The organism is Lysobacter sp. H21R4 (assembly GCF_015277535.1).
In the GTDB taxonomy this organism is placed as follows: domain Bacteria; phylum Pseudomonadota; class Gammaproteobacteria; order Xanthomonadales; family Xanthomonadaceae; genus Novilysobacter; species Novilysobacter ciconiae.
Genome location: NZ_CP063772.1, coordinates 770,441 through 794,815, shown reverse-complemented (window position 1 = coordinate 794,815; position 24,375 = coordinate 770,441). Strand labels below are relative to the sequence as shown.

Annotated in this window: 26 protein-coding genes; all 26 read left to right on the top strand. The window is 68.2% G+C overall.

Going from position 1 to position 24,375, the window contains the following annotated elements; translation table 11 throughout:
• Positions 1-34: 34 nt before the first annotated feature.
• The 26 genes from flgJ (at position 35) to flhB (ending at position 24,346) form a co-directional block, all read left to right on the top strand.
• Positions 35-1,081, top strand: a complete 1,047-nt coding sequence (flgJ, locus tag INQ40_RS03570) for a flagellar assembly peptidoglycan hydrolase FlgJ (RefSeq protein WP_194341863.1) — start codon at positions 35-37, stop codon at positions 1,079-1,081.
• Positions 1,082-1,083: 2 nt separating this feature from the next.
• A complete protein-coding gene (flgK, locus tag INQ40_RS03565; RefSeq protein WP_194341861.1) occupies positions 1,084-2,967 on the top strand; it encodes a flagellar hook-associated protein FlgK in 1,884 nt (627 codons plus the stop codon).
• Between the two features lie 33 nt (positions 2,968-3,000).
• Positions 3,001-4,197, top strand: coding sequence for a flagellar hook-associated protein FlgL (gene flgL / locus INQ40_RS03560; RefSeq protein ID WP_194341859.1), 1,197 nt, complete (start codon positions 3,001-3,003; stop codon positions 4,195-4,197).
• 130 nt (positions 4,198-4,327) lie between these two features.
• Positions 4,328-5,467 carry a flagellin gene (locus INQ40_RS03555; RefSeq protein WP_194341857.1) on the top strand — a complete coding sequence of 380 codons (1,140 nt, stop codon included), beginning with the start codon at positions 4,328-4,330 and terminating at the stop codon, positions 5,465-5,467.
• Positions 5,468-5,726: 259 nt separating this feature from the next.
• Positions 5,727-7,085, top strand: a complete 1,359-nt coding sequence (fliD, locus tag INQ40_RS03550) for a flagellar filament capping protein FliD (protein ID WP_194341854.1) — start codon at positions 5,727-5,729, stop codon at positions 7,083-7,085.
• Positions 7,086-7,092: 7 nt separating this feature from the next.
• Positions 7,093-7,509 (top strand): flagellar export chaperone FliS, encoded by a 417-nt coding sequence (gene fliS / locus INQ40_RS03545; RefSeq protein WP_193986258.1) that lies wholly within the window; start codon positions 7,093-7,095, stop codon positions 7,507-7,509.
• 47 nt (positions 7,510-7,556) lie between these two features.
• Positions 7,557-7,790 (top strand): hypothetical protein, encoded by a 234-nt coding sequence (locus INQ40_RS03540; RefSeq protein ID WP_228482102.1) that lies wholly within the window; start codon positions 7,557-7,559, stop codon positions 7,788-7,790.
• Positions 7,787-8,368, top strand: coding sequence for a PilZ domain-containing protein (locus tag INQ40_RS03535; RefSeq protein ID WP_194341850.1), 582 nt, complete (start codon positions 7,787-7,789; stop codon positions 8,366-8,368). Before INQ40_RS03540 ends, INQ40_RS03535 begins: the two co-directional genes overlap by 4 nt.
• A gap of 238 nt (positions 8,369-8,606) precedes the next feature.
• A complete protein-coding gene (gene rpoN / locus INQ40_RS03530) occupies positions 8,607-10,043 on the top strand; it encodes an RNA polymerase factor sigma-54 (RefSeq protein WP_194341848.1) in 1,437 nt (478 codons plus the stop codon).
• Between the two features lie 16 nt (positions 10,044-10,059).
• Positions 10,060-10,464 carry a response regulator transcription factor gene (locus INQ40_RS03525; RefSeq protein WP_193986254.1) on the top strand — a complete coding sequence of 135 codons (405 nt, stop codon included), beginning with the start codon at positions 10,060-10,062 and terminating at the stop codon, positions 10,462-10,464.
• Positions 10,461-11,888 (top strand): sigma-54 dependent transcriptional regulator, encoded by a 1,428-nt coding sequence (locus INQ40_RS03520; protein WP_193986253.1) that lies wholly within the window; start codon positions 10,461-10,463, stop codon positions 11,886-11,888. Before INQ40_RS03525 ends, INQ40_RS03520 begins: the two co-directional genes overlap by 4 nt.
• Before the next feature lie 88 nt (positions 11,889-11,976).
• A complete protein-coding gene (fliE, locus tag INQ40_RS03515; protein ID WP_194341846.1) occupies positions 11,977-12,348 on the top strand; it encodes a flagellar hook-basal body complex protein FliE in 372 nt (123 codons plus the stop codon).
• 22 nt (positions 12,349-12,370) lie between these two features.
• Positions 12,371-14,035, top strand: coding sequence for a flagellar basal-body MS-ring/collar protein FliF (gene fliF / locus INQ40_RS03510; RefSeq protein WP_194341844.1), 1,665 nt, complete (start codon positions 12,371-12,373; stop codon positions 14,033-14,035).
• A 13-nt stretch (positions 14,036-14,048) separates the two neighbouring features.
• On the top strand, positions 14,049-15,035 hold the full coding sequence (gene fliG / locus INQ40_RS03505; RefSeq protein WP_194342400.1) for a flagellar motor switch protein FliG: 987 nt from the start codon (positions 14,049-14,051) through the stop codon (positions 15,033-15,035).
• Between the two features lie 17 nt (positions 15,036-15,052).
• On the top strand, positions 15,053-15,676 hold the full coding sequence (locus INQ40_RS03500) for a FliH/SctL family protein (RefSeq protein WP_194342399.1): 624 nt from the start codon (positions 15,053-15,055) through the stop codon (positions 15,674-15,676).
• Positions 15,673-17,079, top strand: a complete 1,407-nt coding sequence (fliI, locus tag INQ40_RS03495; RefSeq protein ID WP_194341842.1) for a flagellar protein export ATPase FliI — start codon at positions 15,673-15,675, stop codon at positions 17,077-17,079. Before INQ40_RS03500 ends, fliI begins: the two co-directional genes overlap by 4 nt.
• 5 nt (positions 17,080-17,084) lie before the next feature.
• Complete coding sequence (gene fliJ / locus INQ40_RS03490) at positions 17,085-17,540, top strand: flagellar export protein FliJ (protein ID WP_193987193.1); 456 nt, start codon at positions 17,085-17,087, stop codon at positions 17,538-17,540.
• Complete coding sequence (locus INQ40_RS03485; RefSeq protein ID WP_194341840.1) at positions 17,537-18,652, top strand: flagellar hook-length control protein FliK; 1,116 nt, start codon at positions 17,537-17,539, stop codon at positions 18,650-18,652. Before fliJ ends, INQ40_RS03485 begins: the two co-directional genes overlap by 4 nt.
• Positions 18,653-18,798: 146 nt before the next feature.
• Positions 18,799-19,278: a flagellar basal body-associated FliL family protein gene (locus INQ40_RS03480; protein ID WP_194341838.1), complete on the top strand. Its 480-nt coding sequence runs from the start codon at positions 18,799-18,801 to the stop codon at positions 19,276-19,278.
• Between the two features lie 9 nt (positions 19,279-19,287).
• Complete coding sequence (fliM, locus tag INQ40_RS03475; RefSeq protein WP_193986243.1) at positions 19,288-20,292, top strand: flagellar motor switch protein FliM; 1,005 nt, start codon at positions 19,288-19,290, stop codon at positions 20,290-20,292.
• Entirely contained in the window at positions 20,289-20,639 is a 351-nt protein-coding gene (gene fliN, locus INQ40_RS03470) for a flagellar motor switch protein FliN (protein WP_193986241.1), read from the top strand. The genes fliM and fliN overlap by 4 nt, the downstream gene beginning before the upstream one ends.
• A gap of 218 nt (positions 20,640-20,857) precedes the next feature.
• On the top strand, positions 20,858-21,223 hold the full coding sequence (gene fliO / locus INQ40_RS03465) for a flagellar biosynthetic protein FliO (RefSeq protein WP_228482173.1): 366 nt from the start codon (positions 20,858-20,860) through the stop codon (positions 21,221-21,223).
• Positions 21,224-21,327: 104 nt separating this feature from the next.
• Positions 21,328-22,056 carry a flagellar type III secretion system pore protein FliP gene (fliP, locus tag INQ40_RS03460; RefSeq protein WP_228482172.1) on the top strand — a complete coding sequence of 243 codons (729 nt, stop codon included), beginning with the start codon at positions 21,328-21,330 and terminating at the stop codon, positions 22,054-22,056.
• A 4-nt stretch (positions 22,057-22,060) separates the two neighbouring features.
• Positions 22,061-22,330 (top strand): flagellar biosynthetic protein FliQ, encoded by a 270-nt coding sequence (locus tag INQ40_RS03455; protein WP_193986240.1) that lies wholly within the window; start codon positions 22,061-22,063, stop codon positions 22,328-22,330.
• 15 nt (positions 22,331-22,345) lie between these two features.
• Positions 22,346-23,134, top strand: a complete 789-nt coding sequence (fliR, locus tag INQ40_RS03450) for a flagellar biosynthetic protein FliR (protein ID WP_193986239.1) — start codon at positions 22,346-22,348, stop codon at positions 23,132-23,134.
• Between the two features lie 48 nt (positions 23,135-23,182).
• Positions 23,183-24,346 (top strand): flagellar biosynthesis protein FlhB, encoded by a 1,164-nt coding sequence (gene flhB, locus INQ40_RS03445; protein WP_194341836.1) that lies wholly within the window; start codon positions 23,183-23,185, stop codon positions 24,344-24,346.
• The last annotated feature ends 29 nt before the right edge of the window (positions 24,347-24,375 follow it).

The window sequence follows — 24,375 nt, the reverse complement described above, 5'->3', positions numbered from 1 at the left end:
TGCGGCAAGGCACACGAATTGCACTGACCTCCGCATGCGCCTGCCTTCCGCCACCGCCCTCTCCCTGCAGCCCGCCGACGCCTCGCGCGAACGGTTGCAGACGGCTGCGCGTGAGCTGGAATCGCAGTTCGCCCAGATGATGCTGAAGTCGATGCGCAGCGCCAGCCTGGGCGACCCCTTGTTGGGCGACAACACGATGTACCGCGACATGTACGACCAGCAGCTCGCCAAGGAGATGACCAAGGGGCGCGGCCTGGGCCTGGCACCGATGATCGAGCAGCAGCTGTCGCGCAGCCTGCCGGCGGCATCCCCTGCAACCAATGTGGCCATGGACCTGGACCGGTCCATCGGCACGGTCATGCGGCCGGGGCCGATCGCCCTGATGCAGAACCTGCCACTGCCGATGGCGCTGGATGCAAGCGGCGCGGGTGTTGGCGCCCTGGGACTCGCGCCCAGTCGCTCCGGCGTGTCACTGCCCGCCGTCGCGCCGCAGCCGCTCCCTGTGCCGGAAACGCCGGAGGTCGCGGAAGTGGGCACCAATCCCGGCGCCAAGCTCGATTGCAGCAGCCCGGAAGCCTTCGTCCGGTCCATCTGGCCGCAGGCCAAGGAAACCGCGCGCGAGCTGGGCGTCTCGGCCAAGGCGCTGGTCGCCCAGGCCGCGCTGGAAACCGGCTGGGGCCGGCGGCTGGTGGGTGGCGACAAGTCGCACAACCTGTTCGGCATCAAATCAACCGGCAGTTGGCGCGGCGCGCGTGTGGAGTCGGCAACCCACGAATTCGTCGACGGCAAACGCCAGAACCAGCGCGCCCATTTCCGCGCCTACGACTCGGTTCAGCAGAGCTTCGCGGACTACGCAAAGCTGATGCGCAATGAGCGCTACTCCGGCGCGATCGCCGCAGGCGAGGATCCTGTGCGCTTCGCGTCGGCGCTGCAAAAAGCCGGCTACGCCACCGATCCGTCCTACGCCGCCAAAATCTCGGCGATCGCGAACGGCCCCACGCTCCAGCGCGCACTTGGCGCCCTGGAACCCGCGGATGAGCGCGCGTACGCCGCGCTCCCGCGCACCACGCCGCGAGGCTGACCATGAGCGGACTGCTCTCCACCGGAAGCTCGGCACTGCTGGCATTCCAGCGCGCGCTGAACACCGTCGGCCACAACGTCGCCAACGCCTCCACGCCCGGCTACAGCCGCCAGCGCGTGGACCTGGCAGCCCGACCGGGACAGAGCACGACCGCCGGCTACATCGGCGCCGGTGTGGACGTCGCCGGACTGCAGCGGCTGGCGGACGGACTGGTATTCGGCCGCCAGACCGACAGCAGTGCGGAGATCGGCCGACTCGGCCAGCTGTCCTCGATGGCCACCCGCCTGGACAAACTGGTGTCCGATCCCGCCAGCGGTCTGGCGGCGCCCTGGTCGGCGTTCTTCACCGCCGCGGAAGGGCTCAGCGCGGAACCGACTTCCGCCTCCGCCCGCAACGCGCTGCTTGCGGCGGGCAATCAACTGTCCACGCGCTGGAGCAGCCTGGACAGCCAGATGGCGACCCAGGAAACCGAAGTCAACCAGCGCATCAAGGCCCAGGTCGCGACGGCCAACCAGCTGGCCAGCGAAATCGCCCTGCTCAACCGCGACATCTCGACCGCCGGCAGCAGCAACTCCCCGGACCTCGTCGACCAGCGCGCGCTGCGCATTGACCAGCTTGCCAACCTGGTCGGCGCGCACACCGTCGCCCAGGACGACGGTTCGCTCAACGTGTTCACCACCGGCGGGCAGCCGCTGGTCCTCGGCGCACGCACGATGGCGCTGGGAACGGTTGCGGATCCCTACAACGCGGATCGTCTGCAGCTCTCGCTGCAAACCAGCAACGGCGGCTCGGTACCGCTGTCGGCGTCCACCGTGTCCGGGGAAGTCGGCGGCCTGCTGGAGTTCCGCAGTCGCGTGCTCGATCCCGCGCGCGCCGAGCTGGGCCGGCTGGCGACCACCTTCGCCGAAGCGTTCAACGCCACCCAGCGCGCCGGCGTCGACTACAAGGGCGCACCCGGCGCGGACTTCTTCTCCATCCCGTCACCGCGGATCGATCGCCACAGCGGCAACACCGGCACCGCGACCTTCGATGCCAGCGTTGGCGACGTCGGCGCGCTGAAGGGCCACGACCTGACGCTGCGTTTTGAAGGCGGCAACTGGGCCGCGACCCGCGCCGACACCGGCGAAGCGGTCGCGATCACCGGCAGCGGCACTGCCGCCGATCCGCTCAAGGTGGGCGGAGTGGAACTGGTAATGGGCGGCACGCCGGCCAACGGTGACCGCTTCTCGCTGCGTCCCACCTCGGGCGCCGCCGGCGGCCTCAAGGTCGCACTGACCGATCCGTCCGGCATCGCCGCCGCCGCGCCGCTGGAGGTCAGCGCCGACAGCAGCAACGTCGGCAGCGCCAAGGCCGGTACCAGCAAGATCATCGATGCGGCCGCGTTCGCAGGTTTCGCCGGAGCGTCGATCGAGTTCATCGACGCCGGCCAGTACACCATCGACGGCGCCGGCCCGTTCGCCTACACCGCCGGCACGCCGATCGCGGGCAACGGCTGGTCGCTGAAGCTCGATGGCACACCCGCCGCCGGCGACCAGTTCACCCTGGCGCGCACCCCACCGCGCTCGTCAGACAACGCCAACGCACTCGGGCTGGCAGCGACCGACAAACAGGACCTCCTCAACGGCGGCACCCTCAGCCTCACCAACGGGCTGAGCCAACTGACCGGCAAGACCGGCGGCGAGGCCCGCCATGCGGCGTTGAACCTGGAAGCGCAGGCCGCGATCCATGGGCAGGTCATTGCCGAGCGCGAGTCAGTGTCCGGCGTGAACCTCGACGAGGAGGCCACCGATCTGCTGCGTTACCAGCAGGCCTATCAGGCCGCCGCCCAGGTCATCGCCACCGCCGACAGCATGTTCCAGTCCCTGCTCAGCGCGGTTCGCCGCTGATATGGCCGACGCCGCATCCATGAGGTCGACACGATGAGAATCTCCACCGCCGGCATGTACGCGCAAGGCCTGCAGAGCATGCTCCAACGCCAGTCGGAGATGGTCCGCACGCACGAGCAGATGACCACGGGCCGCTTGTACTCGCATGCCGGCCAGGATCCCGCGGCGGCGTCCACCGCGCAGGGGCTGGATCACGCCCTCGCCGCGCTGGACAGCTACAAGACCAGCGCCGGCCACGTGGATCGCAGGCTGAATCTGCAGGAGCACGCGCTCACCAGCGCGAACGACCGTGTCGGCCGCGCCCGCGACCTCATCGTGCAGGCCAATACCCCGACGCTGTCGGCCGATGACCGCAAGACCATCGCGACCGAACTGCGCCACCTACGCGCGGAAATGATCTCGATCGCCAACAGCAACGACGGCTCCGGACGCGCGCTGTTCGCTGGCACCCGCGACGGCGTCGTGCCGTTCGCCGACAACGGCGGCACCGTTGTGTACTCCGGCAACGACGGCCAGAACAGCGTGGTGGTGGCCCCGGGCCTGAATCTTGCCGACGCCGACCCCGGCAGTGCCTTGTTCATGCGCATGCCGACCGGCGACGGGATGGTCCGTGGCAGTGCCGGCACGGCCAACACCGGCAGCGGCATGCTGCAATCGGCCAGCGTCACAAATCACAGCGCATGGAACGGTGCGGGCGTCACGGTGGAGTTCACCGCCGACGACAGCTACCGCGTGCTCGACGGCAGCGGCGCCGAAGTCGCCACCGGGAGCTGGGAGAAAGGCCAGACCATCAGCGCCGGCGGCGTGCAGATGAAACTCGATGGCGACCCCGAGATCGGCGATAGCTTCAGCGTTACCGGGGCACCCGAGGCCGACATCTTTTCCACGCTGAAATCACTCGCCGACGCACTCGATGCGCCGGGGACTACCCCCGCCGACCTGACCCGCCGCACCAACGCACTCAATGCCGGGCTGGGCGACTTGACCGTTGCCCAGGAGCACCTGATCGCCGCACGCGCAAGCACCGGCGCACGCCTGTCCGCGCTGGATGCTGCCGCGGAAAGCCGTCTCGCCACCGGCCTCTCACTGGAGACGACGCTGTCTGGACTGCGCGACGTCAACTACGCCGAGGCTGCGTCGAAGTTCACGATGCAGCTCACCGCGTTAGAAGCGGCGCAGCAAGTGACGCTCCGTATCCAGGGCCTGTCGCTGTTCAACAAAATCGGCTGAATTGCAAGTTTTTTCCTAAAGCTTCTCCGGCGCATGCCGTTACCTTTCTCAGCAGCGGACAACACCCAAACGGGACGCCCCTGCGAGCTAACCGGCGCACCGCCGGCATCCCTTTCAGGAGACCAGAACAATGTCTGTCATCAATACCAACGTGATGTCGCTGAACGCCCAGCGCAACCTCAACACCAACAGCGCCGACCTCGGCACGACGATCCAGCGCCTGTCCTCGGGCCTGCGCATCAACAGCGCCAAGGACGACGCCGCCGGCCTCGCGATTTCGGAGCGCTTCACCACCCAGATCCGCGGCATGGACCAGGCCGCCCGCAACGCCAACGACGGCATCTCCCTGGCGCAGACCGCCGAAGGCGCGCTGGGCGAGATCGGCAACAACCTGCAGCGCATCCGTGAGCTGGCCGTGCAGTCGCGCAACGCCACCAACTCCGACTCCGACCGCAAGGCGCTCGATGCCGAAGTCACCCAGTTGAAGGCCGAGATCCAGCGCGTCGCCGAACACACCGACTTCAACGGCAAGGCCTTGCTTGACGGCACCTTCGGCGATGCAGTGTTCCAGATCGGTGCCAACCAGGGTCAGACCATCACCGTAAGCGGGATGGCGGATGCCAACACCGCGACGCTGGGCACCTGGCACTCTCCCGAAGCCGTCGTAGGTGTGGCTCCAACTGCCGGGGCCTTGGCTGCAGGTGACCTCACCATCAACGGTGTCGATATCGGGGCGGTCACGGCTGGTTCGGATGTCCCAGCACAGGGTGCCGCTGTGGCTCTTGCGATCAACGCTAAAACCGCTGAGACCGGTGTCAAGGCTACTGCCGATGCGGTCACCGGCGTAATCACCCTCGAAGGCGGCAAGGAAGGTGTTGTAATTGGAGGCGCCACCGCCAACGAAGCCGCCACCAAGACCGCAACAGGTTTGACAGTCGGCACCACGACCGAGAAGACCGGTTTCGCAACCGAAACCGTTCTGACCACGGAAGGTGCCGACAAGATGATCCGCGCGATGGATGCTGCGCTGGAATCGGTCAACGCCTCGCGCGCCGACCTGGGTGCGATCCAGAACCGCTTCTCCTCCGTGGTGACCAACCTGCAGACCAACTCGGAGAACCTGTCCGCGTCGCGTAGCCGCATTGTCGACGCCGACTACGCCAAGGAAACCGCCAACCTGAGCCGCAGCCAGATCCTGGCCCAGGCCGGTACCGCGATGCTGGCCCAGGCCAACCAGGTGCCGCAGAACGTGCTCAGCCTGCTGCGTTAATCGCTCCTCCCCTGGGAGCACCCGACCGGTCAGTGGCTCGCGCCATTGGCCGGTTTTTTTTGTTTTGCGCCCCGGCGAGAGGCGCGCAGGGAACTCGACTGTGCCGATGCGCAAGTACGCTAAAGCTTGCCCACACGGTGCCGTTATCAACATGGCAGGGACAGCGCGCAGGACGCGCCGGCAATCCACCGGAACACTTCTTGCTTGATGCCGTTGGATCAACCGGACTCGCCGGCCAGATCGCTCCAAGGAGAGAAACGTGGCAACCATTTCCAATCCCGGTTTTTCCTCCGGCCTCAGCGGCCTGATTCCGCAGCTGGTCGCGGCCGAGCGCGCGCCCGGCGATGCGCGTTTCAACCGGATTGAAAGCGTCGCCACCGCGCAGATCTCCGCGTTCGGTAAATTGACCAGCGGCCTGTCGGGCTTGCAGGGCACGCTGGCCAAGTTTGAAGGCACCGGCGCGTCGCTCGGCCGCAAGGTCGCGGTCGGCGCGGACGCGGGCTTCACCGCAACGGCCAGCACCAAGGCCGCCTTGGGCAGCTACCAGATCTCGGTGGAAAGCCTGGCGACCACCCACAAGCTGCAGTCCGCGGCACTCGCGAAAGACGCAGCGGGCAAAGACGCCCAGCTGGGCCACGGCAGCCTGTCGATCACCGTCGGCGACGGCGAGGCGATCGAGGTGGAAATTGCCGAAGGCAAGGGTTCACTGGCGGAAATCCGTGACGCCATCAACGCCAAGGCCGGCGGCAAGGACGTCACCGCAACCCTGGTGCGCGGCGACAGCGGCGACGTGCTGGTGCTGGCATCGACCAAAACCGGCACCGACGGCCGGATGCAGATCGGCACGAGCGGCGGCGATGGCGGCTTGGACGCCCTGGCCTCCAGTGGCGGCACGATGACCGTCGCCGATGCCGGCAACGATGCGCGCGTCCTGATTGACGGTATTACCCGCACCAGCAGCAGCAACCGCCTGGACGAGGCGATCGACGGCATCACCATCGATCTCACCAAAGCAAAACCGGGCGAGAACTTCCCGCTGGCGCTCACCTCCGATGCAAGCCCGCTGAAGGCGAGCATGCTGAGCTTCATCAGCGCCTACAACACCGCGCTGAGCGCCCTGCGCACCCAGAGCGCGTCGGGCGGGGAGAGCAGCTCGGGCGCGCCTTTGAGCGGCGACTCGGCGCCCCGCTCCATCACCCAGAGCCTGCGCGGCGCGATCAGCGCCAACTACGCACAACTGGCGGAGCTCGGCCTGAAAACCGGCGTGGACGGCTCACTGAGCCTGGATGGCAGCAAGTTCGACACCGCCATCGCCGCCGACCCGGAGGCCGTGCAACGCCTGCTCGGTGACGAGGGCTCACTGCAGAAGCCGATGGCCGCCGCGCTCAAGTCCTTGCTGGGCGACGACGGCATGATCAAAGGCCGCACCGATGCGCTCAACTCGCGATTGAAATCGCTCAAAACCGAACGCGAGAGTTTTGACCGCCGCATCAGCGATGTCGAAGCCCGCTACACCCGCCAGTTCACCGCCCTGGACATGATGGTGTCGCAGATGCAGAGCACCAGCAGCTTCCTCACCCAACAACTGAGCCAGATCACTCAGCTCAAACAATCCTGAGACCGCCATGCACAGCGCCCGCAGTTACGCCAACCAGTACCGCCAGACCAGCGTCAACAGCGCGGTGCTGGACGCCAGTCCGCACCAGCTGATTTCGCTGATGCTCGCGGGAGCCCGTGAGCGCGCCAGGCTCGCCATCGCATGCCTGGAACGCGACGACCTGCCGCGCAAATCGCAGGCGATCAGCGAAGCCAGCGCGATCATCGGCGGTCTCAACGGTGCACTGGACATGGCGGCGGGCGGCGAGATCGCCGACGGCCTGCAGGCGTTGTACGACTACGCACAACGTCGCCTGCTGGAAGCCAACATCGACAACGATCGCGCACCGCTGGAGGAGATCGACGGCCTGTTGGGCGACATCGAATCGGCGTGGTGCGCCATTGCGCCCGGAACACACCAAGGGCAGCCGGCTGTCCGCCCGTGACCGGAATGAGCACTCCAATGCTCCCAACCGCTGCCATCCGGAAGGCGATGGAAGCAGACCAACTGGACGTTGCGATGGAGCTGATCGCGCACCACGAGCGGGATGTACGCGCGGCGCTGGCTGCCCCCTCCACGGCTGACCATTCCGCCTGGCTGGGGCTGCTCGCCGAGCAGAACGCCCTTCTGGCGCATCTCAAGTTTGCCCGTTCCCAGGCTGCCGAAGCCCTGCAGCGCTTGAAATCCAACCACGACAGCGTCCGGGCGTACCGGGAGACACGATGAACGCCGACAACGCCCGCGCGCTGGTCTTTGGTGACACGCTGGCATGCGAGGAAATCCGCCCGGCGACCTTCCTGCCCGGCGAACCGGACGCGAATGCCCAGCGCGTGGCCTGCCTGCGCAGCGACGCACTCCTGCGGGCGATCGCGGTGGTCGAGGACAGCCGCAACGAGGACGGTGAGGAGCGCAGCCCGCAGGACTCGGCCATGCAGAGGGTGGAAGCCAAGCTCGATCTGCTGACCGCGCTGATGGCGACGCTGGTCAACAACCAGGAGACCGGCGACCCGGCACGCGAATTCCGCTGGTCGGCGCTGGGCGTCTGCCTGGCAGTCGGCGGTGGCGGTGGCGCAGCCGCCGCATCGTCACCGGGCACGCAGGGGATGTTCCGGGTGCAGCCCTGCGACTGGCTTCCGGAAACCCTCCAGCTGCCCGCCAGCGTGCTGGCCAGCGTGGCTGACGCGCACGGCCATCACCTGTGGCTGCGCTTCCTGTCGCTGCCGCCGGCGCTGACGGCGTCGCTGGAGCGCCACCTGTTCCGCGTCCATCGCCGCGCAATTGCGGAGTCGCGTCGCGCGCGTTGATGCCGCAAACCGCGTCCTCGCCGATCCAGGTGCCCACACCCTGGGGTTCTGGCGCGACCGGTTAATGCCAGCGCCGGAATCCCGTCATTTGAATGCGGCCCCCGTTCACGGACCGCATCCGTGCAGGTGAAATGACCTGGGTCACGGATCCGGTAGACTCCTTCATGCATGATCCGTACCACGTGACACGCCGGAAACCGGACATGGCACGGCACATGACGGATTTCGGGGGAAAGTCGTGAAACAAGCTGCTCGCGCGCAACTCGCGCAATCCATCAATCTCACGCCGCAACTGTTGCAGTCCATCCGGCTGCTGCAGCTGACGTCGCCGCAGCTGGAACAGGAACTGCTGCAGGCCTTGGCGCTGAACCCGATGCTGGAGCAGGACGAGGGCGACGAAGCCGGCGAGACCGATATCGACGCGGGCGAGTGCCAGAGCGACGACGCAGCGCTGGAAGCCGCCGCCTGGGACGAACTTCCCGAGCCGATGCACGGCTCCACCAACCCCCCCGGCGGGAGCGGCGCCGACGACGACGGCATCGCCCGCATCGCCGATGGCAGTTCGTCGGACCCCCGCGTCCGGCTGTTGCAGGAGCTCGCGCTCGAGTGGGGTCCGGATGAACTGCCGCTGGCCCAGTGGTGGCTGGATCACTGCGATGACCGCGGCTATCTGGAGCAGCCCGTGCGCGAGCTGATTACGCAAGGCGCCCGTGCCTTGGCGGTGAGCAAGGCGGAGATGCGCCTCAGCCGTCTGCGCCTGCTGCACGGTCCCTGGCCGGGCATGGCCGCGGCGGACGCGTCGGAATGCCTTCGTGCGCAGCTGCGCGCGCATCGCTCGCACTTGCGGATCACGGACACCGATGAGGTCGCTACCTTCCAGCTGGCCGAGCGCATCCTGGACGGGCATATCGCCCTGTTGGCGGCCAATGAGGTCGGCGCGCTGGCAAAGACGTTGCGCGCCGATGTGGCGACGGTCGAGCGCGCGATCGGCCTCATTCGAGCGCTGAGCCCGAGCGCCGTCGAGGAACCTGCCGATGACACTGGGGGTTACATCATTCCCGACGTGGTGGTGCGGTTCATCGGTGGCGACTGGCGCGTGGCCCTGAACGGACGCGCCGCCCCGCGCGTACGGGTTGCCGCGCACTGCGAACGCGCCCTGGCAGACGCGCCGGGCGACCAGTCCGTCCTGCGCGGACTTCTGGATGAAGCCCGCTGGCTGGTGCGCGGCGTCGCGATGCGCAACGAGACGCTGTTGCGGACGGCGCAGGTACTGGTGGAGCGGCAGCGCGGTTTCCTGGAGCGCGGCGAGGAGGCCATCGCGCCCTTGACCTTGCGCGAAGTCGCCGACGCGATCGCGATGCACGAATCCACCGTATCGCGCATCACCACGGGCAAATACATCCAGACCCCGCGCGGCACTTTCGAGCTCAAGCGCCTGTTCGCGGTGCGTCTGGAAGGCGCTGCGGTCTCGGGCGCCGCCGTCAAGGCGATGGTCAAGCGCCTGATCGATGCAGAGCCGCCCCATGCGCCATTGGCCGATGACACGATCGCCGGGCTTCTGGAACGACGGGGTGTTCGCATTGCCCGTCGTACCGTAGCCAAATACCGTGACCAGCTATCTATCGGCCCCGCCCGCTCACGCCAGCGACCGGCCCCGACTCCCTTCGCCGGCTGACCCGGAGTAGTCCCAGATGCGCAATCTCAACGTCCTGCTTGTCGATGACCACGAAGGCTTCATCAATGCCGCGGTGCGCCACCTGCGCCGGCTCCAGTGGGTGACCGTGATCGGTTCGGCCGCCAACGGTATCGAGGCGATTGCCCGCTGCGAGGCGCTCCATCCGGATGCCGTCCTGATGGACCTCGCGATGCCGGAGATGGGCGGACTGCAGGCCACCCGCCTGATCAAGGCCCAGGACAACCCGCCCTACGTGGTGATTGCCAGCCACTTTGATGACACCGAGCACCGCGAGCACGCCCAGCGAGCGGGTGCGGATGCCTTCGTCAGCAAACTGTCCTACATCCACGATGTGGTGCCGCTGCTGGAAACGCTGGCGGGCACGCTGGGCATCGAGCCGGCGCTGCGGGTGTCGTCATGAGCGAGTCGCGCATCCTCGTGCTCGACAGCAACATGGAGCGTGCCGAGCGCGTCGCCACGTTGCTGGAGTTCATGGATTTCACGCCGCGGCTTGCCGAACCCGCTGACATCGATATCAAGCGCTCGCGGCCGGGCGACTGGGTGGCGATCGTGGTGGGTGATGTGTCGACCGACCCGGCGTGGCCCGCGCTGGTGCAGTGGATCGCGGCCCAACCGCTGCATCCGCCGCTGATGGTTCTCAGCGGGACGGGCGATGATGCGCCGTGGCGCTCGTCGCTGCATCCGGAAACGCTGTGGCCGCTGGACTACCCCGTCCGTCGAGCGCAACTGCAGGAGGCGCTGCGTCGCGCCAGCCTGAAACGCATCCACCAGGACGAGGAGCGCGAGCATTCCACCAGCGGGCCCACCGGCCGCAGCCCGGCGACGCTGCGCCTGACCCGGATGATCGATCAGGTCGCACCGTTCGACACCACGGTGTTGATCCTGGGCGAATCGGGCACCGGCAAGGAGGTGGCTGCGCGCACCGTGCACGCGCGCTCGCGTCGGCACGACCGCCCCTTCGTGGCGATGAACTGCGGCGCCATCCCGGCCGAGCTGCTGGAAAGCGAGCTGTTCGGGCATGAGAAAGGCGCGTTCACCGGGGCGCTGACGCAGCGCAAGGGCCGCTTCGAGATGGCCGACGGTGGCACCCTGCTGCTGGACGAGATCGGCGACATGAGCATGCCGATGCAGGTGAAACTGCTGCGGGTCCTGCAGGAACGGACGTTCGAGCGCGTCGGCGGCAACCAGACCATCCAGTGCGACGTGCGTGTGATCGCGGCGACCCACCGAAACCTGGAATCGCATATCGCCGAAGGAAAGTTCCGCGAGGACCTGTTCTACCGGCTCAACGTGTTCCCCATCGAGATGCCTGCCCTGCGCGAGCGCAGTGATGACCTCCCCGACCTGATCTCGGCGATCACCCGCCAGCTGGCGGAAGCCGGCCGCGGCAAGGTCACCCTCAGCGAGGGCGCGGTCGACGTGCTGCGCCGGTACGCATGGCCGGGCAACGTGCGCGAGCTGAGCAACCTGCTGGAGCGTCTGGCGGTCCTGCATCCGGCCGAAACCGTCCGCGCCAGCGACCTGCCGGCGCGCTACCGTGCGGGCCTGGCCGAGCTGCCCGAGGAGCCGGCCCCACTCTCAACGCCAGTCGATGCAGAGGACGGCGCCGCCGAGCTCAGCCATCCCGCCTCGGCAGTGTCGCCGCGGGCCACCCTGCCCGCCGAGGGCATGGACCTGCGCTCGCACATCGCCGATGTCGAGCTGGAACTGATCCGCGCCGCACTGGAGCAGGCCGACGGCGTTGTCGCGCACGCGGCGCCCCTGCTGGGCCTTCGACGGACCACGCTGGTGGAAAAACTGCGGAAATACGGTATCGAGCGCTGATCGGATCCCGCCGCGTCGGGTTCCCGGCACGCGTATGGCACACCCCTTGCATCGACAGGCGCATTGACCAGACGGCCTGAAGTTCCGCATGAGCGATGCGATTTCCTCGATTCTTTCCCAGATCCGCGCGCACCAGTCGCAGGCCGGCGGACGCATGGGCGACGCGCCTGCCAGCAATGCCATCAACCCGGGCGCGATCAGCCCCGGCGGCATCGGCGCGTCCGAGGGACTGAAGGGACCCGGATTCTCTGAAACCCTGAACAACGCGATCGACAACGTCAGTCGCGCCCAGAACCAGGCAGGCCAGTTGCAGCAGGCCTTTGAAATGGGCGATCCACGTGCCGACCTGGCGCGGGTCATGGTGGCGATGCAGCAGTCCTCGGTGGCGTTCCGCGCCACTGTGGAGGTCCGCAACCGCATGGTCCAGGCGTACCAGGACGTGATGAACATGCCGATATGAGCCACTTCCCGAGCACGCGCCAATGAGCGTCATTCCCTTGCCGAAGAATCCCTTGGCCGGCCTGCGCGACATCGGTCCGCTGCAGGACATTCCGGTGGTCCGCCAGATGGGCACCTTCGCGCTCGTCGCCGTGGCGATCGCGATCGGCCTGTGGCTGTTCTTCTGGACCCAGCGACCGGACTACGTGCCGGTGTTCGCCGGCCTGGACGCCAAGTCCACCAGCGAGGCATCCGACCTGCTGCGCAGCGCGCGCATCCCGTTCCGCATCGACCCGGCCAGCGGTGCGCTCGCCGTGCCGACCGACCAGAGCGGCCAGGCGAAACTGGCGCTGGCGTCGGCGGGACTGCCGGCCAACAGCGGCGGCGGCTTCGAGTCGTTGCAGGGCGACCAGGGTTTCGGCACGAGCCAGTTCGTCGAGAACGCGCGCTACCAGCACGCGCTGGAGACCGAGCTGGCCCGCACCATCGCCAACCTGCGCCCGGTGCTGGAAGCGCGAGTCCACTTGGCGATCCCGAAGCCGAGCGCGTTCACCCGCCAGAAGGAACCGGCCAGTGCCTCCGTCGTCCTGCATCTGCGCAATGGCAGCGTGCTGGAGGCCGGCCAGGTCAGCGCGATCGTGCACCTGGTGTCCAACAGCATTCCGCAGCTGCCGCTGGAGAGCATCACCGTCGTCGACCAGTTCGGCCGCATGCTCTCGCAATCCGATCCGGACAGCGATTCGGCGATCGGTGCGAAGCGCTTTGAACAGCAGCAACGCCAGGAAGCGCTCTACGTGCAGCGCATCCAGGAGCTGCTCGCGCCGATGACCGGTCCGGGTCGGGTCAGCGCCCAGGTAAGCGTCGACATGGACTTCGCCCAGACCGAGCAGGCCCGCGAGGTCTACGGTCCCGAGGCGGCCATCGTGCGCAGCGAGCAGATCTCCGAGTCCGGGGACCTTGGCGCAGCCCAGCCGCCGCAAGGGGTGCCCGGCAGCGCAAGCAATACGCCCGATCCCGTCGCGGCCGCTCCCGCTGCCGGGGCACCCGGTCCCGCGGCGGCGGCGGCAGCGGCACCGCCACCGTCCAGCAACGGCGCGCGCACGGCGGTACGCAACTACGAAATCGACCGCACCCTGACGCACACCCGCCAGGCGCCCGGCCGGATCACCCGGGTGACCGCGGCGGTCCTGGTGGACAACGTCCCGGGCGCGCCGTCGGCCGACGGCAAGATCGTCAGCCGCGAACTCACCGCGGTCGAGCTGGAGCGCATCCAGTCGCTCGTGCAGCAGGCGGTGGGCTTCGACGCGCAGCGCGGCGACATGGTCACCGTGGTCAATGCACCGTTTGCGCGCGAGACGATCGACGAACCGGGCGGTCCGCCCGCATGGGAAAACCCGCGCCTGCGCGAGCTGCTGCGCATCGCGCTGGGCGGCCTGGCCGTGCTGGCCCTGATCTTCACCGTGTTGCGCCCTGCCCTGCGCCAGCTGATGGGACCGGTCAAGCCGCAGGTCGCCGTGGCGACGGTGATTGAGGAGGACGAAGTGCCGGTCGCGCTGTCGGCGCCTCGAGCCGCCCCACGGTCGGCCGAGGACCCCAACGCCCCGCTGCTGGACTTTGACGAGAAGCTGCAGGTGGCGCGCACCGCTGTCAGCAACGACCCGAAACGGGTCGCCAACGTGATCCGCAACTGGGTGGAAGTCGATGGTTGAGTCCAAGGAACCACTGACCGGCGTCCAGCGCGCGGCGGTCGTGCTGCTGTCCCTGGGCGAGGCCCAGGCGGCCGAGGTCCTCAAGCACATGGGGGCCAAGGAAGTGCAGAAGCTCGGCATGGCGATGGCATCGGTGGGTGGCGTGTCCCGCACCACCGTGGGCGCGGTGTTCGACGAGTTTGTCGAGACGCTGGCGCAACCCAGCGCGCTGGGCGCCGGCGCTGACGAGTACATCCGCGCCGTGTTGACCCAGGCACTGGGCGAGGAACGCGCCGGCAGCCTGATCGACCGCATTTTGGCCGGACGCAACACCTCCGGCCTGGACACGCTGAAGTGGATGGAGCCGCGCGCGATCTCCGAGCTGGTGCGCAACGAGCATCCGCAGATCATCGCCATCGTCATGGCCCACCTGGACGAGGACCAGGCCGCCGAGGTGCTCAAATGCCTGACCGCGCGCGTGCGCGCCGAGGTCCTGCTCCGCCTGGCTACGCTGGACGGGATTCCGCCCAACGCGCTCAATGAGCTCAACGACGTGATGGCGCGCCAGTTTGCCGGCAGCCAGAACATCAAGTCCTCCTCGATCGGCGGTGTGCGCGTGGCCGCCAACATCCTCAACTTCATGGACAGCGGCCAGGACGAGACGATCCTGGAGAACATCGGCCAGATCGACGAGGCGCTCAGCGTGCAGATCCGCGAGCTGATGTTCGTGTTCGACAACCTGGTCGACCTGGATGACCGCACGATCCAGACCGTGCTGCGCGAGATATCACCCGACAAGCTGGCGCTGGCGTTGCGCGGAGCAGACCAGAAGGTCCGCGCCAAGATCACCACCAACATGTCCCAACGCGCCGCGGAAATCCTGATCGAGGACATGGAGGCCCGTGGCCCGGTGCGCCTGGCCGAGGTCGAGGCCGCGCAGAAGGAAATTCTCGCCGAGGTCCGCAAGATGGCCGACAGCGGCACCATCCAGCTGTCGGCCAAGACCGAAGCATTCGTATGATTGCCCTGGCCGACAGCATGCAGGCGGTGCGGTGGCTTGCGCCGGATCTGGACATCGTCACGGCGTCCAGCGGAATGCCCGAGGTCCACGAGCCGGTGCCCGCGCTGCCCAGCGTTGAGGAGCTGCAGGCACTGGAGGCGGCCGCGCGCGAGGAAGGCTACGCCAGCGGCCACGCGGCCGGCCATGCCGCGGGTCTGGCCAGCGGACAATCCGAGGTGCGCAGGATGATTGCGCAGATGGAAGGCATCCTGGACGGATTCACCCGCCCGCTGGCCCGGCTGGACGATGAAGTGGCCGATGCGCTGGGCGAACTGGCAGTACGCATTGCCGGCAACCTGCTGGGCCGCACCTATCAGGCCGACCCCACCCTGCTCGCCGACCTGGTCCGCGAGGCGCTGGACGCGGTGGGCACCAGCTCGCGCGAGATCGAACTGCGCCTCCATCCCGACGATCTGGGCGTGCTGGCGCCGCATCTGGCGGGGTTGAGCGGCGTGCGCCTGACCGATGACACCACGCTGGCCCGCGGCGAGCTGCGGCTGCACAGCGAGAGCGTGCGCATCGACGGCACCCTGGCCTCGCGTCTGCAGGCCTGCCTGGATGCCGCCAGGGAAGCCGACGCAAACCGGGGCGACGCGCCATGAGCCGCATCGCCGCCGAACAATGGGAAGAGATGCGCAACCTGCGCCTGTCGGCTCGCCTGGGCGCGATCGACCCGCAGCCGCCGTCCCTCGGACTGGCGCGCGAGGGCGTGCTGCGGCGTGCCGTCGGGCTGACCCTGGAGGCGTCCGGATGCAGCGCACCGCTGGGGTCGCGTTGCCGCGTGGAAACCTCGGGCGGGCGCTGGGTGGATGCGGAAGTGGTCGGATTTTCCGGCGACCGCACCTTCCTGATGCCCACCGCTGATCTCGCCGGCCTGCTGCCAAACGCTCGCGTGGTGACTACCCGCCAACGCGGCGAAGTGGCGGTTGGCGAAGGGTTGCTGGGGCGCGTGATCGACAGCGACGGGGTGCCCCTGGACGGCCGCGGACCCTTGCGCCCGGAAAGCTGGGTCGGCCTGGGCGGTCAGATCATCAATCCACTGACGCGCGAGCCGATCACCCGATCGCTGGATGTCGGCGTGCGCGCGATCAACGCGCTGCTGCCAATCGGGCGCGGCCAGCGCATCGGCCTGTTTGCCGGCTCGGGCGTCGGTAAGTCGACCCTGCTCGGCATGATGACGCGCTACACCTCCGCGGACGTGATCGTGGTCGGCCTGGTCGGCGAGCGCGGCCGGGAGGTGCGCGACTTCGTGGAGGCGACGCTGGGCGAGGAAGGCATGCGCCGCGCCGTGGTGGTGGCTGCACCGGCCGATCGCCCGCCGCTGGCCCGTCTGCACGGCGCCTTGCGCGCCACCGCGATCGCGGAGTGGTACCGCGACCAGGGCCTGCATGTGCTGTTGCTGATGGACTCGCTGACCCGTTTCGCCCAGGCCCAACGCGAAATCGGCCTGTCGGTGGGCGAGCCGCCGACCACCCGCGGCTATCCGCCTTCGGTGTTCGCCAAGCTGCCGCAACTGGTGGAACGGGCCGGCAACGGCGCCGACGGACGCGGCTCGATCACCGCGTTCTACACCGTCCTCACCGAGGGCGATGACCAGCAGGAACCCATCGCCGACGCCGCCCGCGCGATCCTTGACGGCCACATCGTGCTGACCCGCCGCATCGCCGACGCCGGCCAGTACCCGGCCATCGACGTGGAGGTGTCGGTCAGCCGGGTGATGCAGGACATCACCGATCCGGCGTGGCGCGAGCGCATCCGCAAGCTGCGCCGGCTGCTGGCCGCCTACTCCGCCCAGCGCGACCTGATCGCCATCGGCGCCTACCAGCGCGGCAGCGATCCGGCCGTCGACGAGGCTCTTGCCCGCTGGCCGGCGATCCAGGCGTTTCTTGGCCAGGACGTGGCCGAGGGCGCCGATGTGGATGCAAGCCGCGCGGCGCTGGCCCGACTGCTTGACGACACCTCCGACATTCCCCGCTCCACCAACCCTGCCGTGCAGGAGGCATGACCCCGATGCGATCGCAACGATTGGATCCCCTGTTGAAAGTAAAGCAGCGCCAGCAGGACGATGTCGCCCGCGACGTCGCCGCGCGGGACCGCGCCGTCAGCGAGCAGGAAGCACGCCTGGAGGCGCTGCGTCGCTACGCCCTCGAATACGCCACACCGGGAGGATCGGCCGTCACCAGCCCGGCGCTGCTCGCCAACCGCCTGGCGTTCCGCGAGCGCCTGGACGTGGCGATCGCCCAGCAAAGCCGCGTCGTCACCGACACGCGCCAGCAGAGCGAGGTCGAACGCGCCCGCTTGCTGCTGGCGAGCCGGGAGACCCACGTGTTGGAGAAACTCTCGGCCAGCTACCGGGCGGAGGAATCGCGCAAGGACGAGCAGCGCAGCCAGCGCGAACTGGACGATCTGGGCGCGCGGCGCTCCTTGAACGCCGTGCGTAGTCGCGATCCCGAGCCGCAAACATGATGGCGGGAGGCGTCGGTGGTGGCGGACCGGCGGGCCGTGCGCCCGTGCGGCCCGCGACGTCAGAAGCGAATGCGTCGCAGCAACGCCCACCCGGCGGCGACCCGCAAGGGACGTTTGCCGGTTTGCTCGCCGGCTCCGGTTCCACGTCCGCAACCGCGCAAAGTGCCGCCACCGGAGGTGGAGGCGATTCGTCCTCCAAACCCGGGTCACGGGACGACGACCCCACCGACGAAGACCTTGCCGAAGACCTGCCCGAGCAGATCCTGAATCTGCTCGGAGGCAACGCATGGCCTCCCATCCCACCGCCCGCTGGCGGCGACGTTGACGAGGCGGGTGGCGCTGGCGACCTGCTCTCGACCGCAGGCAATATCGACGCCACCCAAACCGGCAACCGTGTGGCCGCCACGTTGCCCGGCGCTGGCGCGCCGGCGCCAGCTCCGCTTGGCAACGGCGCGTTCGCTTCTCCGGCGACCGCTGCCGGCGCGCTCCCCGTCCCGACCATCGGAACGGTCGACGGCGCGGATGCGGCGGGCGACATTTCCACCGGCGCTGGCGCGGCAATGCCGCTGGTTGCTGCCGCCGCCGGCTCATCGGAATCGGAAACCGTCGATCCGGTGGAGTTTGTCCTTCCGGGGCAAGCTTCTGTCATCACCGGGCCCGGTCAGAAGGCAACAACACCATTGCCCGGCGCGCCGATCCCAATGCCGACCGACCCGGACGCCGGCTTTGACGACGGCTTCGGCGCCCGCATCGGCTGGATGGCGGAACAGCGACTGGGGCATGCGCAATTGCGGATCAGCCCGGACCACCTGGGACCCATCGACGTGCGTTTGCAGCTGGACGGCACGCGCGTCACCGCCGAATTCGCGTCTGCCAGTGCCGAGGTCCGCCAGGCGCTGGAAGCCAGCGTCGGCCGCCTTCGCGATCTGCTCGACCAGCACGGACTGCAGCTCGCCCAGGCCGATGTCGGCGGCGGCCAAGGCGGGAACTCCGGCAAGTCGAGTGCTGCCGCTGCCGCTGACGACGTCGGCGCCACTGACGGCACGCCAATCCGCGGCGCGGTATCGGCACCGACCCCGCTCCGCCGCGGCTTGCTGGACGAGTACGCCTGACCGCCACCTGACGCGCGTCGGGCGCGTCAAACCTCTGCCACCATCGGCCTCCGCGCCGGCGTCAATTCCCCGTCGCGGTGCGGCACTGAAGCTGCGGCACGCGGCTTGCACTGATCCGGTATCCCCATGCCAGCCGGAGTTTACGAGTGCCTGCCAAGACCCAATCCACGTCCAGCAAGATGCCCTGGATCATCGTCGCCGTGCTGGTCATTGGCATGGCAGCGGGCGGAGGCTGGCTCTGGTACTCCAAGGCAACCGCCGCTGAGCCGACCGGCGACGGGCCCACGCCTCCGACCACCGAGCGCAAACCGGCGATCTACTTCGCGCTGGAGCCCTCCTTCGTCGTCAACCTGATCGATACCGATTCGGTCCGCTATCTGCAGACCGACGTGCAGTTGATGACCCGCGACGACGCCACCGCAAAGGCGCTGGAATCCCATGCACCGGCGGTGCGCAACCGCCTGCTGCTGCTGTTTGGCCAGCACTCGGCCGAGCAGCTCGCTCTTCGCAGCGCCAAGGAGCGCCTGCAGGACAAGTCCCGCGATGAGGTGCGTGCCCTGCTGGAGTCCGAAGGCGCGCCGAGCAAGGTCGATGCCGTGTACTTCACCAGCTTCGTGACGCAGTAGGAGCCGGCCATGAGCATGGACCTGCTTTCGCAAGAGGAAATCGACGCCCTGCTGCACGGCGTGGACAGCGGCGCGGTGGACGTGGAGGATGCGCCGCCGGAAGCCAACGAGGCCCGCAGCTACGACTTCGCCAGCCAGGACCGCATCGTCCGCGGACGCCTGCCGACGCTGGAGATGATCAACGAGCGCTTCGCCCGGACCTGGCGGATCGGCCTGTTCAACCTGTTGCGGCGCTCCGCGGACCTGTCCGTGCGTGGCGTCGACCTGATGCGCTTTGGCGAGTACATGCACTCGCTGCAGGTCCCCAACAACCTCAACATGGTGAAGATGAAGCCGTTGCGCGGTACCGCGCTGGTGGTGTTCGAGCCGCGGCTGGTCTTCACCGTGGTCGACAACTTTTTCGGCGGCAACGGCAAGTACCACACGCGCATCGAGGGTCGCGAGTTCACCCCGACCGAGATGCGCGTGATCCAGCTGCTGCTCAAGCAGACCTTCGCCGACCTGGTGGAGGCGTGGGCACCGGTGATGCCGGTGGAGTTCGAGTACCTCAACTCCGAGGTCAACCCGCACTTTGCCAACATCATCAGCCCGCGCGAGTACATCGTGGTCAGCCGCTTCCACGTCGAGCTGGAGGGCGGCGGCGGCGAGTTCCACGTGTCCATTCCGTATTCGATGCTCGAGCCGATCCGCGAGCAACTCGACGCCGGCGTGCAAAGCGACCGCGGCGAGCGCGACGAGAGCTGGACCCGCGCGATGCGCGAGCAGTTGCAGGACGCGCAGGTCGAGCTGAGCAGCTCGCTGGCGCAGCGCCAGATCACCCTGCGCCAGCTGAGCCAGCTCAAGGTTGGTGACGTCATCCCGATCGACCTGCCCGGTTCGGTGGTCCTGAACGTCGAGCAGACGCCGCTGTTTTCCGGCGAGTTCGGCACCCACAACGGTCGCAACGCCATCAAGGTCACCAGCGTGCATGCCGCGCGCACCCTTCCCACTTTCGAAAGCCTGACAACGCCATGAATCCAGCCGAAAACACCGCCCTCGAGAACGACACGCCCCGTGCCGCCTTCGATTCACTGACCGCCGACGCAGGAGCTGCCGCGGCCGACCTCAACCTGGACGTGATCCTGGACGTCTCGGTGTCGCTGTCGCTGGAAGTCGGGCGCACCCGGATCCCGATCCGCAACCTGCTGCAGCTCAACCAGGGCTCGGTGGTGGAGCTGGAGCGCGGCGCCGGTGAGCCGCTGGACGTGTTCGTCAATGGCACGCTCATCGCCCAGGGCGAAGTGGTCGTGGTCAATGACCGTTTCGGCGTGCGCCTGACCGACGTGGTCAGCCCGGCCGAACGCATCAAGCGGCTGCGATGAACACCGAGCTCGCCGGCCCGACTGCCAGCACGCCGCCGGACACCCATGGCGACATCAGCGGCGTTGCATTGCACGCGGCCGAATCCGGCGCCGATGGGGTTGCGGCACCCGGCGATGGATCGGCAGATGCAGCGGACAGCTTTGCAGGCGTGTCGGTAACAGTGGACACGACCGGCGGCAACGCCTGGGTGCCCGCACCGGCCGGCCGCACCGCCAGCGTGCCCGTCGCTCCGGCGCCCGTGTTCGCGCCCGCGTCCAGCGGTGCCGGCGCAGTCGGCGGCGGCGTGATGGCACTGATGCTGGTGGTTGGGCTGATCCTGGCCCTGGCGTGGCTGGCCAAGCGGATGCCCGGTGTCGGCGCAACGACCGCCAGCAATCCAGCCTTGCGTGTAGTCGGGTCCCTCGCGCTCGGACCGCGCGAGCGCGTGGTGGTTGTTGAAGTCGGACAGACGCAATTGCTGCTCAGCGTCGGCGCCGGCGGCACCCGCACCCTGCACACGCTGGATGAGCCGCTGCCTGCCGCTGCCACCACGCCCTCCCCTTTCGCGAGCCTGCTCGCCCAACACTTCGGAAAGAAGTCGTGAACCGCATCGTCAACCGGGAGATTTCCCTGGACCGCTCCACCCGTCGATCCGGAACGGGGCGCCTGCTGTTCGGATTCCTGTTGCTGGCGCTGGCGCTCATGCTGATGCCGGATGCGCTCGCGCAGGGGGTGCCGTCACCGGCGGGCCCTTCGGCCGCTCCCGCCCTGCCCAACCTCAACGTCGGCAACATCGGCGGCGAACCGGTCAGCATGCCGCTGCAGGTATTGCTGCTGATGACCGGCATCACCCTGCTGCCGGCCGCGCTGCTGGGGCTGACCGCGTTCACCCGGATCATCATCGTGCTCGGCCTGCTCCGGCAGGCGCTGGGCACCGGCCAGACGCCAGGGAACCAGGTCCTGCTGGCACTGGCGCTGTTCCTCACCGCGATGATCATGATGCCGGTCTTCGACCAGGCCTGGACCGCGGGGATCTCGCCCTACCTCAACGACCAGATGGACTTCCGCTCGGCATGGACCGCCTCGATTGAACCGTTCCGCGGTTTCATGCTGGCGCAGGTGCGCGAGAACGACCTGATGACCTTCGCCGGGCTGTCCAACAGCGGGCCGTACGCGGCAGCCTCGGACGTGCCGTTCGGCGTGCTGGCCGCGTCCTTCCTCACCAGCGAGCTGAAGACGGCCTTCGAGATCGCGTTCCTGGTCTATATCCCGTTCGTGATCATCGACCTGGTGGTTGCCAGCGTGCTGATGTCGATGGGCATGATGATGCTCTCGCCGATGCTGATCTCCGCGCCGTTCAAGATCCTGCTGTTCGTGCTGGTGGACGGCTGGGTGCTCGTGGTCGGCTCGCTGGCCGCCAGCTTCAACGGGGTCTGAGGCGATGACCCCGGAAACCGCCATCACCGAAATCGGCCGCGGCCTGCAGATGGCGCTGATGATGGGCGCGCCGCCCTTGCTGGCGGTGCTGGTGGTCGGCGTCGTGGTCGGCATCATCCAGGCCGCGACGCAGATCAACGAGCAGACCATCGCGTTCGTGATGAAGGCGATCGCGCTGGCGACCACGCTGGCGCTGACAGGCCACTTCCTGCTGGGCAAGATGGTCGCCTTCACGACCGACCTGTTCCAGCGCATCCCGCACATGATCGGCTAGCGCGACGCGCTCGAGATGGATCCGGTTACCGCCACGACCGTCGACGGGCTCAACCTGTTCGGCATGCTCGGCCAGGTGCTGTGGTACCTGCTGCGGATCGGGGCTGCGCTGCAGGCGCTGCCGATGATCGGCGGGCGCGGCATGCCGATGCGTGCGCGCCTGATCATCGCCATCGCGCTGTCGGCGGCGATCTCCACCGTGATGCCGGCCGCGCCGGTCGCGGCGGTGGATGCAACCACGGTGCTGACGGTCGTGCGCGAGATGGCGGTCGGCCTGTCGATCGGGCTGGTGCTGCGGCTCGCGTTCGAGGCGGGGCAACTGGCCGGCGAGCTGATCAGCCAGGGCATGGCGCTGTCGTTCGCGACCCTGGCCGACCCGTTGAGCGGGGCCTCCTCGACCGTGCTGTCGCAGTGGTTCTTCCTGATTTTCGGCCTGTTGTTCTTCACCCTTGATGGCCACCTGGCGCTGGTCGGCCTGCTTGCCGACAGTTACCAGGCCCTGCCCATCGGCTCACCCCTGCTGGACGTGGGCGAATTCCTGCGTGCCCTGCCGACCTTCTTCTCCAGTTGCCTGCGCGCGGGGCTGCTGCTGGCCTTGCCGGTGATGATGGCGCTGCTCGCCTCCAACCTCGCCTTCGGCGTGCTCTCGCGCGCCGCGGCCGCGCTCAACCCCATCGCCATTGGCCTGCCGGTCTCGCTGCTGGTCGGGATGACCCTGATGGGCTTGCTGGCACGGGAACTGCAGGTGCCCGTGCAGCGGCTGTTCGAGGATGCCTTCCTCGCGGCGCGCGCGCTGACCGGCTGAACCCGTCCTTCGGGTCCGGCTTGCGGCCGACCACGATGGAAGCGAGCAATGTCCGGCGACCAGGAAGACCGTACCGAACAACCCACCGAGAAGCGCAAGCGCGAGGCCCGGGAGAAGGGCGATGTGCCGCGCTCGCGCGAACTGGCCAATGTCTCGGTGCTGGGCGTTACCGCAGTGGCGCTGATGGTGCTCGCGCCCGGCATCGGCCGGGATGCCCAGGTCTGGCTGGGCGGCGCGCTCACCGTGGATCCGACCATCCTGGGCAAGCCCGACCGCTTGCTGACCCATGCGGTAATGCTGGTCATCACCCTGGTACTGCCGAGCCTGCCGATCCTGGCCGCGTCGCTGGCGGCCTGCCTGATCGCCCCGGCCCTGATGAGCGGCATCCGCTTCTCCGGCAAATCGCTGAAGGTCGATGTCAAACGGCTCAACCCGGCGTCCGGGCTCAAGCGCATCTATGGCAAGGAAGGCTTCGCCGAGCTGCTGCGTTCGCTGATGCGCGTCGTGCTGGTGGTCGGGACCGGCGCCCTGGTCATCACCGGGGCGATCGACGACATATTGGCGATGCCGCGGATGGCGCTGGACGTCGCCATCAATACCGGTCTGCACACCGCCATGACCGCGTTGCTGGCGATGGCCGGATCGCTGGCGCTGATCGCCGCCATCGACGTGCCCTGGCAGCGCCACCAGCACAACGCCAAGTTGAAGATGACCAAGCAGGAAGTCCGCGACGAGATGAAGCAGACCGAGGGCAACCCCGAGATCAAGGCCCGCGTGCGCCAGGTCGCCCGCCAGCTGTCGCAGCGCCAGACCATGGAAGCAGTGCCCACAGCGGACGTGATCGTCATGAACCCGACCCACTACGCGGTCGCGCTGAAGTACGACGCCGACAGGATGCGCGCGCCACGGGTGGTCGCCAAGGGCGTGGACGAGACCGCGCTGATGATCCGCGACGTGGCCGAGAAACATCGGATCAGCGTCATCGAGGCGCCGCCGCTGGCACGCGCCTTGTATAGGCAGGCCAAGGTCGATCAGGAGATCCCCGTGAAGCTTTACGCCGCCGTCGCCCAGGTCCTGTCCTACGTCTACCAGCTCAAACGGTGGCACCCGGCGCAGGGGCCGCTGCCGTCGCTGGACCTGCCCGATGTGGGCCCCGATGGCGCCATCGATGCGGAGCCTACCGGCGTGGCTGACGGAAACCCGGCGCCGTGAGCGCGCAACCCGCCCCGGCGAATTTCGGC